The 13,302-nt window shown below is 68.4% G+C and carries 13 protein-coding genes and 1 pseudogene; 4 read left to right on the top strand and 10 right to left on the bottom strand.

Translation table 11 applies throughout. The features are described 5' to 3' along the window. Positions 1-383 precede the first annotated feature (383 nt). On the bottom strand, positions 384-1,028 hold the full coding sequence (locus tag SPR02S_RS43515) for a methyltransferase family protein (RefSeq protein ID WP_019063336.1): 645 nt from the start codon (positions 1,026-1,028) through the stop codon (positions 384-386). 205 nt (positions 1,029-1,233) lie between these two features. Here SPR02S_RS43515 and SPR02S_RS43510 point away from each other — a divergent pair, with 205 nt between their 5' ends. After that, positions 1,234-2,124, top strand: coding sequence for an oxygenase MpaB family protein (locus SPR02S_RS43510; protein WP_019063335.1), 891 nt, complete (start codon positions 1,234-1,236; stop codon positions 2,122-2,124). 6 nt (positions 2,125-2,130) lie between these two features. Here SPR02S_RS43510 and SPR02S_RS43505 read toward each other — a convergent pair whose 3' ends face one another. The 9 genes from SPR02S_RS43505 to SPR02S_RS43465 all read right to left on the bottom strand — a co-directional run bounded on the left by SPR02S_RS43505 (position 2,131) and on the right by SPR02S_RS43465 (position 10,859). Then, positions 2,131-2,658, bottom strand: a complete 528-nt coding sequence (locus tag SPR02S_RS43505) for a flavin reductase family protein (RefSeq protein WP_245607719.1) — start codon at positions 2,656-2,658, stop codon at positions 2,131-2,133. Positions 2,659-2,717: 59 nt separating this feature from the next. Next, positions 2,718-4,109 (bottom strand): MFS transporter, encoded by a 1,392-nt coding sequence (locus tag SPR02S_RS43500; protein WP_019063333.1) that lies wholly within the window; start codon positions 4,107-4,109, stop codon positions 2,718-2,720. A 64-nt stretch (positions 4,110-4,173) separates the two neighbouring features. Beyond that, complete coding sequence (locus tag SPR02S_RS43495; RefSeq protein ID WP_019063332.1) at positions 4,174-5,508, bottom strand: NtaA/DmoA family FMN-dependent monooxygenase; 1,335 nt, start codon at positions 5,506-5,508, stop codon at positions 4,174-4,176. Beyond that, on the bottom strand, positions 5,505-6,164 hold the full coding sequence (locus tag SPR02S_RS43490) for a cysteine hydrolase family protein (RefSeq protein WP_019063331.1): 660 nt from the start codon (positions 6,162-6,164) through the stop codon (positions 5,505-5,507). Before SPR02S_RS43490 ends, SPR02S_RS43495 begins: the two co-directional genes overlap by 4 nt. Next, positions 6,164-7,225, bottom strand: a complete 1,062-nt coding sequence (locus tag SPR02S_RS43485) for an LLM class flavin-dependent oxidoreductase (RefSeq protein ID WP_026151409.1) — start codon at positions 7,223-7,225, stop codon at positions 6,164-6,166. Before SPR02S_RS43485 ends, SPR02S_RS43490 begins: the two co-directional genes overlap by 1 nt. A 74-nt stretch (positions 7,226-7,299) precedes the next feature. Then, positions 7,300-8,409 (bottom strand): ABC transporter substrate-binding protein, encoded by a 1,110-nt coding sequence (locus SPR02S_RS43480; protein WP_019063329.1) that lies wholly within the window; start codon positions 8,407-8,409, stop codon positions 7,300-7,302. Between the two features lie 141 nt (positions 8,410-8,550). Then, entirely contained in the window at positions 8,551-9,408 is an 858-nt protein-coding gene (locus SPR02S_RS43475; protein ID WP_026151408.1) for an ABC transporter permease, read from the bottom strand. A gap of 17 nt (positions 9,409-9,425) precedes the next feature. Continuing rightward, positions 9,426-10,253, bottom strand: coding sequence for an ABC transporter ATP-binding protein (locus SPR02S_RS43470; RefSeq protein ID WP_245607718.1), 828 nt, complete (start codon positions 10,251-10,253; stop codon positions 9,426-9,428). A 150-nt stretch (positions 10,254-10,403) separates the two neighbouring features. Beyond that, on the bottom strand, positions 10,404-10,859 hold the full coding sequence (locus SPR02S_RS43465) for a hypothetical protein (protein ID WP_026151407.1): 456 nt from the start codon (positions 10,857-10,859) through the stop codon (positions 10,404-10,406). Positions 10,860-10,904: 45 nt separating this feature from the next. Between SPR02S_RS43465 and SPR02S_RS43460 the strand changes: the two genes are divergently transcribed. The 3 genes and pseudogenes from SPR02S_RS43460 (at position 10,905) to SPR02S_RS57605 (ending at position 13,229) form a co-directional block, all read left to right on the top strand. Then, a complete protein-coding gene (locus tag SPR02S_RS43460) occupies positions 10,905-11,615 on the top strand; it encodes a TetR/AcrR family transcriptional regulator (protein ID WP_019063325.1) in 711 nt (236 codons plus the stop codon). Positions 11,616-11,697: 82 nt separating this feature from the next. Continuing rightward, positions 11,698-12,309, top strand: coding sequence for a TIGR03086 family metal-binding protein (locus SPR02S_RS43455; protein WP_019063324.1), 612 nt, complete (start codon positions 11,698-11,700; stop codon positions 12,307-12,309). A gap of 132 nt (positions 12,310-12,441) precedes the next feature. Continuing rightward, positions 12,442-13,229, top strand: a pseudogene (locus SPR02S_RS57605) (DUF4142 domain-containing protein). Positions 13,230-13,302 lie beyond the last annotated feature (73 nt).

Here is a 13,302-nt window from a genome sequence, read left to right as displayed (position 1 = left end):
TGAGGAAGGACGGCCGCCGTCGCGTGACGACGCGTCTTGGCCGGGCGCTGTTCCTGCGAGGTGTCGTTCGTGCGTCAGGGCGCCTGGGCCCACGTGCGCGTCAGCGGTGGACGGTCAGCCGAAATGGTCGCGCCTCGTCGGCGGACAGAGCGATTCGGGAGCGGTCGCCGTGCGGGCCGAGGACAACGTTGCCGGGCGTTCTGGCAGGGGCATTGCAGACCCTCCATCAGATTTCCCTTTGAAATCTCCATGAGCACGTTAGTGACGAGCTGTGGACATGGGCAACAGCGGCACCGGGATGACAGCAATCCGACAGGTGACCCCGTCAACTTCCGCTCTTGGGGCGGAAATTGGCGCCGTGACCACCACACGACCGACCCGAACTACCCGTGCCGGCTGTCGACGGCCCGGGGTCCGGCCGGAGCGGGCCGGGTCCACGGGATCAGCGCCGGAACGCGGGCGCGGTAGGCGTCGTAGGACGCACCGAACTGCCCGGCCATCATCCCGTCCTCGATGCGCACCCGGCGCAGCAGCCACGGCACGGCGACGGCCAGGAACACGATCCACACGCCGAAGCCGCAGGCCAGCATCCCGCCGAGGACCAGGCCGAGGAGCCCGGTGTAGATGGGGTGCCGCACTATTCGGTACGGGCCCTCGGTGCGCAGTTCGTGGTGTTCGTGGACCAGCGGAATGCTGGCCCACATGACGCCCAGCACCCAACGGGCCCACAGCAGCAGGGCGGTGGAGGCGACGACGAGCACCGCGCCCAGGAGAGCGAGCTCCGGCTGCCAGTACTGGAGGTGGTGCCAGAAGGAGTCCGGGGTGTGTCTGACGAGCAGGGAGAACGCGTACGAGCCCGCGATCAGCAGCGCCCGCCGGGGCAGCGTGCGGCGCAGACCGCGCACCCAGCCGCCCGGCCCGGCCTCGCTCTTCACGCCGAAGTAGACGGCGCCCGCGATCCAGGCCACGACGAAGATCGCGACACAGATGCCGGTGAGAGCGACGAGTGCGGAATGTAGTGAGCCCATGGCACAAGGCTGCGCTCCGACCTGCGTCGACCACCACCACCCACGGGCTGATTCAGCGGCTCCACCCTCGGGTGGAGACCCACGACTCACGCCACGACTCACACCATGGCAGACGGTCGAAGTGACTCAGATCACGACGGTTCGTGGCATCGGACAGCCCCGCCGGAGCGTCCCCCTTCTGAAAGTCCGCGAGGGGGAACCGATCGTGCGCCGTGGCTACAAATGGGTCGACCGCGAACTGGCCCGGATGGACCCGGACACCGACTGGGAGCGGATGATCTCGCTCTACGTCGGCCACCGCGTCCCCGAGTTCGCGCTGGCGATGATGGTCTATCCGGGCACCATGCGCATGATGCAGCCGGGCTTCGGATCCGCCACCCTGGCCCACACCGGGAAGCTGGAGAGGAGACCCCGGCGGCGTTTCGAGGACGGCAACGAGTTCCTGATGGCCTGGATGGTGGACGGCTTGTCGAGCGCCGCGGGCCGCAAGGCCGCCGACCGACTCAACCGTATTCACCTGGCCATCTCCCGCGGCACGCCGCACCTGCCCGGCAACTTCGACGACGTCGACGACTTCGTCTATCCCCTGGTCCTGCTGGCGACGTCCGCCGACCGTCTGGAGACCTCGCTGGGCCTGCCCGGTACGAGCGAGAGCATGAAGACCGCCTGGCATCACTGGGCGCAGGCCCTCTTCCGACTCCTGGAGCGCGAGTCCGGCCCGCTGGCCGACGAGGCTTTCCCCGAGGACTGGGACGCGATGACCGAGTTCGCCTCGAAGTTTGAATCCCGGCCGTACGAGGCGACGGAGTCCGGCCACCGTGTCGCGACCGCGATGATGGAGTTCTTCGCCGAGCGCTGGTTCCCGGTCCCCTTACGGGCGTTCGGCAGGGATCTCACCCGGTATCTGGCCGGCGAGCGAGTGTGCCGGCTCCACCGGATCGGCTGGCTCTCCCCGCGCCGCGAGCGCGCCGTCCGCGCCTTCCTGAAGTCCGCGCTCCTCGCCCGGCGGCTGCTGCCCGACTACCGCAGACCGCTTCCCGAGCGGCTCCGGCGGACCAGGCGCGGGCCGTCCGCCACAAGCCCCTCCCCAGGGTGAAGCGCCTCAACCACCCAGCATTTTCAACGTCCTTCGATGCCACACCAACGGGCTCGTCTCATCGTCGGACCGCATCGCCAGCACCCGCAGCACGATGATGTCGTGATCGCCGGCCGGATAGCTGTGCTCGACGGTGCACTCCAGCCACACCGGAGCGCCGTCGAGGAAGATCGCGCCGGATTCCGCCTCCACCGTGCGCAGGTCGGCGAACCGGCCCGCCTTGCTGCGGGAGCCGAGTTGGCGGGCCTTGTCGCCGTGGGCCTCGCCGAGCACGGAGATGCCGATCGCCACCGCGCGGGACAGTACCGGCCAGGTCGTCGAGGTGTGCTGTACGGCGAAGGAGACCATGGGCGGGTTGTGGGAGACGCCGACCGCGAACGACGAGACGATCATGACGGTCGGGTCGCCGTGGACGCGCGCGGAGAGGGCCGCGACCCCCGACGGGAACCCGGAGAACGCCCTCGTGATCTCCCCCGGGTCCGAGGTGATGCCGTCCAGATTCTCCAGGCCTGCCATGCCTTCCGTTGCCGTCATCGTGCAACCCCCGTCTGCATCAGGCTTCATGAGGCCTCATCAGCTCTCATCGGGCTTCATCAGGCGACTCCCGTGGGTAGTTGTGGCGCGGCGGCGGACACCGGCAGGGCTCCATTGCCGGGAGACTCGGTGCGGAGAAGTGCGCACGCCAGGAGGCAGAGCACTCCGACCACCGCGAGCCCGCCGAGCGTGACCGCGTACCCGTGCCCGGCCAGCAGAACCGCGCACACCGCGCTGCCGAGCACCGCACCGAGTTGCTTCATGGCGTTGAAGGTTCCGGACGCCGCCCCGACCTCGTCCGGGCCTACCGAGGTCACCGCCGCGATCGAAAGAGGCGACCAGACAAAGGAGTTGGCGACCCCGTACACCGCGAAGGTGACGGTCAGGGCGGAGATCGGGGCGTCCGTCGCCACGAGCACCGCCGATGTCCCGATGGACAGGACGAGGGCGCCGGAGCCGATGACGGCGACCGCGCGGGACCCGATCCCGTTGTTGAGCCGAGCCGACACCGGCGCCCCCAACAGGCAGACCACGCCCATCGGTACGAGGGTGAGCGCAGCCGCGCCGACATCGAGCCCGCGCTCCCGCTGGAGGTACAGCATCAGCGGGATCATCGCCGACCCCGAGCAGAAGGCCGCCGCGGCGCCGGCCCAGGCCGCGACGACGAACCCTCGACTGCGCAACAACTCGACCGGTACCAGCGCACGTTGACCGTCCCGGCGCTGGAACCACACCACGCCCGCGACAACCACCACTCCGACGGCGATGAGCAACCACCTTGGAACGCCCAGCACTTCGCCACTCGTCGCATCCGTGCCCTGGATGCCGATCACCAGCGCGCCGACCCCGCTCGCGTTCGCGCAGATCGCCCACACCGGGATACGCGCCTCCTGTCGCGGCAGGACCGGTACGAACACGGCAACGGCCACCAACGCGCCCACACCGACAGGGACGTTGACCCAGAACACCGCAGGCCAACCGCCGGCAGCCACAAGGAAACCGCCCAGCAACGGCCCTACGGCCACCGCTGCTCCCCCGACCGCGCCCCACACCCCGAGCGCCACGGCGAGCCGCGGCGGCCGGAACAACGCCTTGATGAGAGTCAGGCACTGCGGTGTCATCAGCGCGGCCCCGATGCCCTGCACCACCCGCCACGCGACAAGTGCCGTGATGGAGGCGGCAGTTGCGCACAGCAGCGACCCGAGCGTGAAGGCCGCGAGCCCGACCAGGTGGACGCGCCGATGACCGTACCGATCCCCCAGCCGCCCCGCGACGACCAACGGCACCGCGTAGGCGATGAGATAGCCGCTGTTGACCCACATCGCGGCGGTCTCGTCGGCGTGCAGCCCGCTGATCAGGGACGGCAGCGCGACCGAGGTGATCGTGCTGTCCAGCAGCAGCATGAAGAACCCGGTGCAGAGGCTGCCGAGCGCGAACCATTCGCGCCGCACGCCCGCACCCCCATCCCCAACCTCACCATCACTCTCGCTCTCGCTCTCGCTCTCCGCGGGCATCTCAAACTGCCAGGTTCTCGCGAAGAGTTGGCCCCTGATACGGCGGCGCGAGCGCACCCCGGCGGCGCAGTTCGGGCAGCAGCAGTTCGCTGATCCCGGCGAAGCCTGAGGGCATGGCCAGCGGGCTGGAGAACATGAAGCCGCCGCGCGATCCGGTCGCGGCGAAGTTCTCCTCCAACGCGTCGGCCACGGCGGCCGGTTCGCCGACGACGCTGTGGTCCAGGCCCGTCGCCCTCCCCCGTCCGTGGGCGAAGAACTCGCTACGGCTCATGGTGTGGTCGGCGCCGAACTCCGCGACGAGCGAGCCGACGATCCCCGCGGGGCTCGCGTTGGCCGCCGCCAACTCGTCGCGCAGCTCGCCCAGTTGGAAGGAGGCCGGAAGCGTCGAGAAGTCGTAGCCGGCGTTGTGCGAGAGGTAGGTGGCGACGGCCTCCTCGTTCCAGAACTCGTGCACCGCCTCGCAGCGCGCCAGCGCCTCGGCCTTCGTGCGGCCGACGATCACCTGGGTGGCCCAGAGGATGCCCACGTGCTCCGGGTCCCGCCCCTCGGCGAGGAGCGCCTCGTCGAGCAGTTTGCGGTGGCGCTGCTGGCCGGCGAGGTTGCCGCCGAAGCCGAAGACGAGGTCGGCGAAGCGGGCCGAAGCGGCAATGCCCCGGGACGAGTTGCCCGCCTGGACGATGAGCGGGTGGTACTGCGGACCGGGGACGGACGCGAGCGGTCCCTTGACGGTGAAGAAGCGCCCGTCGTGGTCGATGGGGTGCACCTTCTCGGGATCGGCGAACCGACCCGTGCCGCGGTCGCGCACGATCGCGTCCGGCGCCACGGAGTCCCACAACGCCTTGCAGACGTCGACGAATTCCTCCATCCGCTCGTAGCGCAGGTCGTGGTCCATCAGCTCGCTGAACCCGTAGTTCGCCGCGTCCGCGCCGCGTGTGGAGGCGACCACGTTGAAGGCGATCCGGCCGCCGGTCACATGGTCGAGCGAGTTCAACAGCCGTGCGACGTAGAAGGGATGCATGAAGGTCGAGGAGTACGTCAGCCCGAAGCCGACCTTCTCCGTCACCGTGGACATCGCGGCGATCACCGGTGACATGTCGTGGCGCGGCCACTGGATGCCCCACTCGACGGCCGGTGCGATGCTGCCCCGCCAGGTGCTGGGGATACCGCTGCCGTCGCCGAAGAACAGCAGGCCCACGCCCGCGCGTTCGGCGGTCTGCGCCAGCTCCATGAACATCCGGACGTCCGGGAAGTCCCGCCCGATCCAGGAGCCCTGTCGCGCCCAGGCGCCTTCGGTGTGGGTGAAGGAGAGGTCGTAGCCGATGTGCATTCCGGTCATCGCGCGGCCTTCTTCCACAGCTCGACCACTTCGTCGGCGTCGCTCAACACGGCCACGTTCAGGCCCAGTTGGAAAAGCGCGGCGGCGTTGACGTGGTGGTCGTAGGCGGTCGTCGTGTCCTGCGGTACGACGACGGGCCAGTCGAGTTGGACGGCGTCCTGGGCGGTGGCGTACACGCAGCACTCGCTCGTCAGGCCCACGACGGTGAGCCAGTCGTGGCCGGCGGCGCGCAGCCGCGCGTCGAGATCGGTGCCGAGGAAGCCGCTGTAGCCGCGCTTGACGACCCGCAACTCCCCTTCCTCCGGCCGCATTTGATACCACTCGGCGCCGACCGTCCCGACACGGCACGGCTCGTCCGGGCTCATGGGCGCGTCGTAGTCGCCCTCGCGCAGCCAGTTGCCGGACCGCCACGGACGCGCCGGGTCGCTGCCCAACTCGACCCAGACAACCGGCACTTCGGCGGCGCGCGCGGCGTCGACGAGTTCGGCGATACGGGTGACCGTACGGTCGAGTGCGGCCAGCGCCGCGTCCGTCAGGCCGTACGCCCCGAGCCGGTCCGGATCGGCGAAGTCCCGTTGCACGTCGACCACGACGAGCGCGGGCTTGCTGAACGGCCCGGCAAGCTGGGCGAGTTGTCTGTCCCGCAGGTCGGACATCAGGCCGCCACCTCGTCGCGGGCGCGCAGCTCGGGCAGCACGGTCTCGCCGAACAGCAGCATGTCCTCGTCGTACTCCGGGAAGATCAGCATGAGTCCGTCGAGGTCGGCCTCGCGCACGATGTACTCGATGTGCTCGGTGACCGTACGGGCGCTGCCGGCGACGTACGGCGTCTGGAAGGCCGCCTCCCCGTCGGCGCCATCGGCCCACGCGCGGGCCTGGTCCGCGGGGACGCCCCAGGTGTGCCGCATATGGGCGAGCGCCTCGCGGTCGACGCCGACGCCCCACTCCTTCACCTTCTTGACGGCCAGCTCGTCGGTGTCGTCCTGGACGACGGTGAGCATCGAATACGTCTTGCACACACGGCCGTTGGCCTTGGCCCGCGCATGCACGTCCGCCGAGAGCGACCGCATGTCTTCGAGGCTGTCAGCGGCGAGAAAGGCGCCGTCGGCGTACCGGGCCTGGAAGCGGCGGGCGTCCTCGGACCGGCCCGCGCTGATGAGGGTCGGCCGGGTCGCCGGATGCGGACGGGACTCGCAGTCGACGAGGTCGAAGTACGGGGTGCCCAGGGTGACCGAGTCCTCGGTCCACAGCCGGGTGACCGCCTCCGTCCACAACTCCGTCATCCGGTAACGGTCCTCGTGACTCAACTCCGGGTCCCACTCCCCGAATTGCTCAAACTCCCCCGCGTACGACCCGTTCACGATGTTCATCCCGGCCCGCCCGCCGGAGATGTCCTGAAGCGTGGTGAGCATCTTCGCCGCGATCGCGGGATTGTGGACATTCGCGTGCAGAGTCGCCCAGATCTTGACCCGGCTGGTCGCCTCGGCGAGCGCCGCCATCATCGTCATCGACTCCAGCGAGCGGCCCCAGTGGTCCGTACTCCCGCCGAAACCACGCCACTTGGCCATCGACATAACGAAGTCGAGCCCGATGCTCTCCGCGTGCACGGCGGCACGCTTGTTGTACGCGTAGGTCGCCTCGGGATGCGGCGCGGTGGTGGACAGCATCCAGCCGCCGTTCCCGATGGGAAGGAAGATTCCATACTCTTTCGCGGGCACGTCACGGACCTTTCTACGGCTCTGCTTTTTCTACGGCTCTGCTTTTTCTACGGCTCTGCGGGTCTCTTGCGTTCCTACGGCGCGGGCCAGACGAGCTTGTCGCCGCTGTAGATGTCCTTGACGAAGGAGGTGTCGAACCACCCTGTGGCCTTGGCGGCGGTCACACTGCTCGGCACGATCTTGAACTGGTGCAGCATGGCGACGAGTTGGGTGACGTTGGCGGAGTCGATCCCGCCCAGCGGCTGCCCCGGCGTCGGGTTCTCCTTGACGACCTGCGTCTCGGTCTTCCAGATCGTCGCGTTCAGCTTCTTGTCGTAGGTCGGGCCGGACAACTTGGCCGCGTAGCCCACGCATTCGGTGATGTGCGCCTCGCTGGCCGAGCAGTACGCGTACGCGTGCAAGGCAGCCCGCAGAATGTCCTCGACGGCGTGCGGATGCGCCTTGGCGAACGCCGGGTTGACCGCCATCGCGCCGATCGAACTCGGAATCTTGTAGTCGACCGGCTTCCACACCGTGACGTCTTTACCGGCCGCCTTGAGCTGATTGGGCTCGTTCGAGATGAACCCGGTGAGCGCTTCGAGGCCGCCCTGCTTACGCGGCAACACCGAGGGGTCGTACCCCTCCTTGACCAACTTCAGCGAGTCCCACTTGACGCCGGCCTTGACCAGCATCGCCTCGACGGTGGCGGGCACATACCCCTTGTGCCCGACGACCTTCCCGTCCAGCTGGGTCAGATCGGTGATGTCCTTGTTGGTCATCAGAATGTCGAGCCCGGCATTCGAGTACGAGGAAATCCCCTTGATGTCAATCCCGTTGGCCTGCGCCTGGATCAGATCCTGCTCGGAGATCGCGGACACGGTCGCCTGTCCCCCGGCGAGCAGCTTGGTGTTCTGTGCGGTGTCACCACTACCGGGCTTGAGATCGACGGTGAGGCAAAGGTCCTTGAAGTAGCCGAGCTTGGCAGCGGCGATGTACTCAAGAATCGAGACCGAGGACTGGAACTGATACCCGGAGAGATACGTGATCTTCCCGGCAGCCTTGTTCTCAGCACACCGCTTCGCGGAGATGGCGGACCCGGCCGACCCGGCGGAGGAACTGTCATCCGACCCGGAGCCACATCCGGCGACTCCGAGCACCAACACGGCGGCGACGAGGGTAGATCTGGTGACGAGATAACGAGGCATGGGTGACTCCAAACTGGCTGTATGCCGGTGAGTTGAGCGCCCCGAAAGGGGCGCGGGGCTGTATCGATATGCGGCTCCGCCGCGCGGGCGCGACCAGCCCCCACCGGCCCGCAGCTAAATAACGACCGAGCCGCGCAGCGCTCAGTCCTGATTACTGTCGTGCCAATACAGCACACGCCGCTCAACGACAGTCACCGCGAGCAACAACAACACGCCCATCACCGCAAGCACGAGGATCGAGGCGTAAACAACAGGGAGTTGATTCATCGAAGAGGCCACACTGATCGCGGTGCCCAGTCCCCCCGTAGACCCGGACGCCGACATCTCCGCCACCACCGCCCCGATGATCGACAGCGGAAAGACAATCCGCAGCGCAGCAAAGAGATACGGCAGGGCATGAGGAACGCGCACATGCCACAGCAACTCGACCCGACTCGCGTCCATCGTCCGATACACCTGCAACACTTGCTGCGGCACAGACCGCAACCCCGTAGCCGTGTTGATGAGAATCGGAAAGAAACAGATCAACCCAGTGATGATCAGCTTGGGCATCGGCCCGAACCCGAAAGCCACGACAAGGGCCGGCGCGACAGCCACCAGCGGCGTGACATTGAGGACGACAGCGATCGGCATCACCGCCCGCCGCACCAACGGAAGTTCACTCGTCAGCACCGCAAGGACGAACGCCCCCACGAACCCCATCCCCAGCCCGGCCGTAGCCTCACCAAGGGTCACCAGCGCGTTGTGGACGTAGTAGCCGAGTTCATCGGAGAGCGAGCCACCGACATCCGACAATGGCGGTAGCAGATAGGGAAGTTGCTCGGCCCCCCAATGCCAGAGCCCGCCAAGCAGCACCAGCATCACGACAAGCGGCAGCCACACGGCCGGCCGGATCCACGCGATCCGCGACCTCGGGTGCTTCAGGCTGAACCGGGACGGTTCGACAGGCGGCGGTGTCTTCGCCACCGGAGCGGTGGTGCGTTCGTCGGCAACGGTCATGTCCCTCACGCCCCCACTCACGCGGCTTCACTGCTCCACGCGCGCCGCAGCCGCTCTCTCACCAGGTCCTCGTACTCGTGGAACCGCCGTTCCCCGAAGAGCCGTTCACCGCGCGGCCGGGGCAGATCGACGTCGATGCTCTCGACGATGCGGCCGGGGTTCGGCGCCATGACGACGACGGTGTCGGAGAGCCGTACGGCCTCGGAGACGGAGTGGGTGACGAACAGGACGGTCGTCCTCAACTCCTCCCACAGGTCGAGGAGTTGGTCCTGAAGGCTCTCGCGGGTGAACTCGTCGAGCGCTGAGAAGGGCTCGTCCATGACGAGCACATCCGGCTGCAGCCCGAACGCCCGCACGATCGCCGCGCGTTGGCGCATGCCGCCGGACAACTGCGCGGGAAGTTTGTGCAGGGCGTCGCCGAGACCGGCCTTGACGAGGAGTTCCTTCATGTCGGGGACGGTCGCGGCCTGCCGCTCGGCGAAGTCGGCGATGCGTTCGCGCCGCCTGCCCGCACCCCGGTTGATCTTCTGCGGCAGCGTGACGTTGCGCAGGACGGACAGCCACGGCAGCAGCGCGGGGCTCTGCGGCACCAGGCCGATCATCTTGGCCGCGCACGCGTCCGCCGGTGTCACCCCGTGCACCAACACCTCACCGAGGTCCGGCTGTTCGAGGCCCGCGACGAGACGCAGCAGAGTGGACTTACCGCAGCCGCTGGGGCCGATGAGACTGACGAAACGGCCCGACGGCACCGTCAGGTGGACGTCGTCGAGGGCCGTGGTGGCGGCGGACCCGAAGCCGTAGACCCGTCGTACCGACCGCAGTTCGAGTGCTGGCGTACCAGTCACCTTCACGCTCCCATCCATGTCGCGGGCACAAGTGCCCGATCCTGGAAGTCGGAGAGCGTGCGTAGCGAGTGCGACTGACTGCCACGCGGAAATCCGCTTAGGTGCCCCCGACCGTAGGAAGATTGTGTTTCGGGACAGCGCAGTTGACTGTTACGGGCGTTTTACGTCTGGCTTCGAAGAAGATCTCAGCGGAGCGACCGCGCTGCCGTCGAAGACGTGGATCTCGATCCCGAGGTCCGCCGCGGCGCGCGCCACCCAGCCGCCGAGGGCCTGCACGATCAGCTCGGTGACCAGCAGCACCGCGCGCTCGGCGGTCGGTACGGACTCCCGCAGCCAGAGCAGTTTGAACATGTCCGCCATGACCTTGTTGCGGTAGGCGGGTTTGTACGCGCCCTGGTTGCCGACCAGTTGGACCAGTACGCGGCAGCCCGCGTCGATCCCCTCGACCTCGACCCGACTGCCGTCGGGCAGCATGAGCGGCTTCGGCCGCAAGGGCGTGCCGAGGTGGTCGCCGAGCGCGAGCAGCATGCGGCGCTCGACGGAACCCTCGGCGAACCGGCTCCACTCGGTGGGGGCGTCCAGGACGATCAGGTGCATCCGTCGCATCCTAGGAAGGGTCCGTTTCCCCTGTGTTGCTTAGGGTGGACCACCATGAGCGCAGGCGGAGCGACAAGGACAGCTGACGGGGACGCGGGTACGACACGACTCGACGGCCGGGTCGAGCGGGGCAACCGCACCCGGCGACTCGTCCTGCGCCGTACCGTCGACATCGCCTCCGTCGAGGGCCTGGAGGCGCTGTCCGTCGGCCGGTTGGCCACCGAGCTGGAGCTCAGCAAGAGCGGGGTGTTCGCGCTCTTCGGCTCCAAGCAGGAGCTGCAACTGGCCACCGTGCGCGAGGCCGCCCGCATCTACACGGAGAAGGTCATCAAGCCCGCCGCCGAACTCCCGTTCGGCGTAGGCCGGTTGTGGCGGCTGTGCGAGCTGTGGCTGGAGTACTCGCGGGGGCGGGTCTTCCCGGGCGGCTGCTTCTTCTACGAGGTCATCGCCGAGTTCGACGCCCGGTCCGGGCCGGTGCACGACGCGGTGGTCGGCGCGCAGCGGGACTGGACGGCCCTCGTGGAGCGGACGGTCGCCGAGGCCCGGGACGCGGGCGAGTTGCGGGCCGACACCGACATACCCCAACTCGCCTTCGAGATCGTCGCGTTGATGGAGACGGCCAATGTGGTCTCCGTACTGCACGACGAGGAGACCGCGTACCGCCGGGCCCGTGTCGGCATAACGGCACGGCTGCGGAGCGCGGCCGTAACCCCTTCGGAAGTTCCTCAAGTCCCTGAAGCGCCTGAAGCCCCTCAAGTCCCTTGATCCGCACCGCATTTGCACCTCCCTGCCACTTCGGCCGAAAACAAGTAGCACGACCGTTCGCACAGTTTTAGGCTCACGTCCCATGACAGCCACCGGAACGGACATCGTCGAGCTCGACCGGATCGCCGTGTACGAGGCGCTGCGCGTAGTGGAGTTGGCGCAGGAGGAGGACTGGGAGCGGGACACCCCCTGCGCGGGGTGGAACCTGCGGCGGCTCGTGGCGCACATGGCCGCGCAGCATCACGGGTTCGCGGCCGCCGCGCGCGGGGCGGGCCGGGACAGGGCGTACTGGCGGGAGCCGGCGGACCTGAGCGAGCCGGCCCGGACGCACCGCGCGGCGGCCACCGCTGTCCTCGCCGCGTTCGCCGAACCCGGCGCCACCGAGCGGGAGTTCGCGCTTCCAGAGCTGGGCGCGAGCTTCCCCGGCCGGACGGCGATCGGCTTCCACTTCATCGACTACGTCGTCCACGCCTGGGACGTCACCGCCACCCTCGACGTGGAACTCGACCTGTCGGACGACGTGTTGGGCATCGCCCTGGTGGTGGCCCAGCTGGTGCCCACCGAACCGGCCGTACGCGGACCGGGGTTCGCCTTCGCCCCGCCGCTCGACGTACCGCCGGACGCCGGCCCGCTGGACGAGGCGCTACGGCTGCTGGGCCGGACGCCGGAGCACTGGCCGACGAAGAGCCGCTGAACTCGCTTCCTTTGCCTGCCCTTTGAGAGAACCTGCCCTCCCTTTGAACAAGGCGACATGCCCGCGCGTACCTCCTGGCACTGGCCAAGCGTCACTTTTCCAACGACCAGTTGGTTCCCCCGGGAGGCTCCCTTGCGTCGTATCAACGGTACGGCTGTGTTCATCGCGACCATCGTCGCCACCACCGGTGCGCTCGTCTTTCCCATGTGGTCGTACGCCGACCGTGGGGGGACCGGGCAGGCGAACGTGGCGGCGGGCACCGTGAACACCGAGTGGGGCCGTTGACGGCCGCCGACCGGGATCTGATCGTGCGGGTGCGGCTGGCCGGGCTGTGGGAGTTGCCGGCCGGGCAGCAGGCGATCGAGCGGGCGCCCAGCCAGGCGATCAAGGAGGCCGGGGACCATCTCATCGTCGGTCACGCCGACCTCGACAAGCGGGTGCGGATCATCGCGGCCCAGCTCGGTGTCGCGCTGCCGAACGTGCCGAACGAGCAACAGCAGGGCTGGCTGCGGGAGATGAGCGCGGCGACCGGCGCCGAGTACGAGTACAAGTTCGCCAACCTGCTGCGGGCCGCGCACGGCAAGATCTTCCCGGCCATCGGCGCCGTACGGAACACCACCCGGAACACGCTCGTACGACAGCTGGCGTCGGACGCCAACCAGACCGTGCTCGATCACATCACGATCCTGGAGAAGACCGGGCGGGTCGACTTCGACTCGATCGCCAACTCGATCGCCAACGCCTCGACCGCGAGCCCGACCGGCCCCGCGGCGCCGGTGCCCGGCCAGGTGGCGCCCTCGGCCCCCGTCGCCGAGGCGAGCCCGAACATCCGGACCACCTCCCGGCCGTCCCCGGCGGCCCCGGGCACGGTCAACACCGGCCGACCGGATCCGGTCGACTCGAACGGCGTGCTGGGCTAGGCCGCCCCCGGCCACCCGAGTCCGGGCCCCGAACCTCAAATGTTGCTCTGAAGGTGACGCGGCCGAGGTTCGG

The sequence above is a fragment of the Streptomyces prunicolor NBRC 13075 genome (assembly GCF_000367365.1).
Classification (GTDB): Bacteria; Actinomycetota; Actinomycetes; order Streptomycetales; family Streptomycetaceae; genus Streptomyces; species Streptomyces prunicolor.
The sequence above is the reverse complement of the archived record's forward strand: the minus strand, read 5'-3'. Positions and strand labels throughout refer to the sequence as shown.

Coding starts and splice junctions, on each gene's coding strand:
- SPR02S_RS43515 (WP_019063336.1), bottom strand. CDS start 1,028: ATGGGCTCACTACATTCCGCACTCGTCGCTCTCACCGGCATCTGTGTC.
- SPR02S_RS43505 (WP_245607719.1), bottom strand. CDS start 2,658: ATGACGGCAACGGAAGGCATGGCAGGCCTGGAGAATCTGGACGGCATC.
- SPR02S_RS43495 (WP_019063332.1), bottom strand. CDS start 5,508: ATGACCGGAATGCACATCGGCTACGACCTCTCCTTCACCCACACCGAA.
- SPR02S_RS43490 (WP_019063331.1), bottom strand. CDS start 6,164: ATGTCCGACCTGCGGGACAGACAACTCGCCCAGCTTGCCGGGCCGTTC.
- SPR02S_RS43480 (WP_019063329.1), bottom strand. CDS start 8,409: ATGCCTCGTTATCTCGTCACCAGATCTACCCTCGTCGCCGCCGTGTTG.
- SPR02S_RS43475 (WP_026151408.1), bottom strand. CDS start 9,408: ATGACCGTTGCCGACGAACGCACCACCGCTCCGGTGGCGAAGACACCG.
- SPR02S_RS43465 (WP_026151407.1), bottom strand. CDS start 10,859: ATGCGACGGATGCACCTGATCGTCCTGGACGCCCCCACCGAGTGGAGC.
- SPR02S_RS43460 (WP_019063325.1), top strand. CDS start 10,905: ATGAGCGCAGGCGGAGCGACAAGGACAGCTGACGGGGACGCGGGTACG.
- SPR02S_RS43455 (WP_019063324.1), top strand. CDS start 11,698: ATGACAGCCACCGGAACGGACATCGTCGAGCTCGACCGGATCGCCGTG.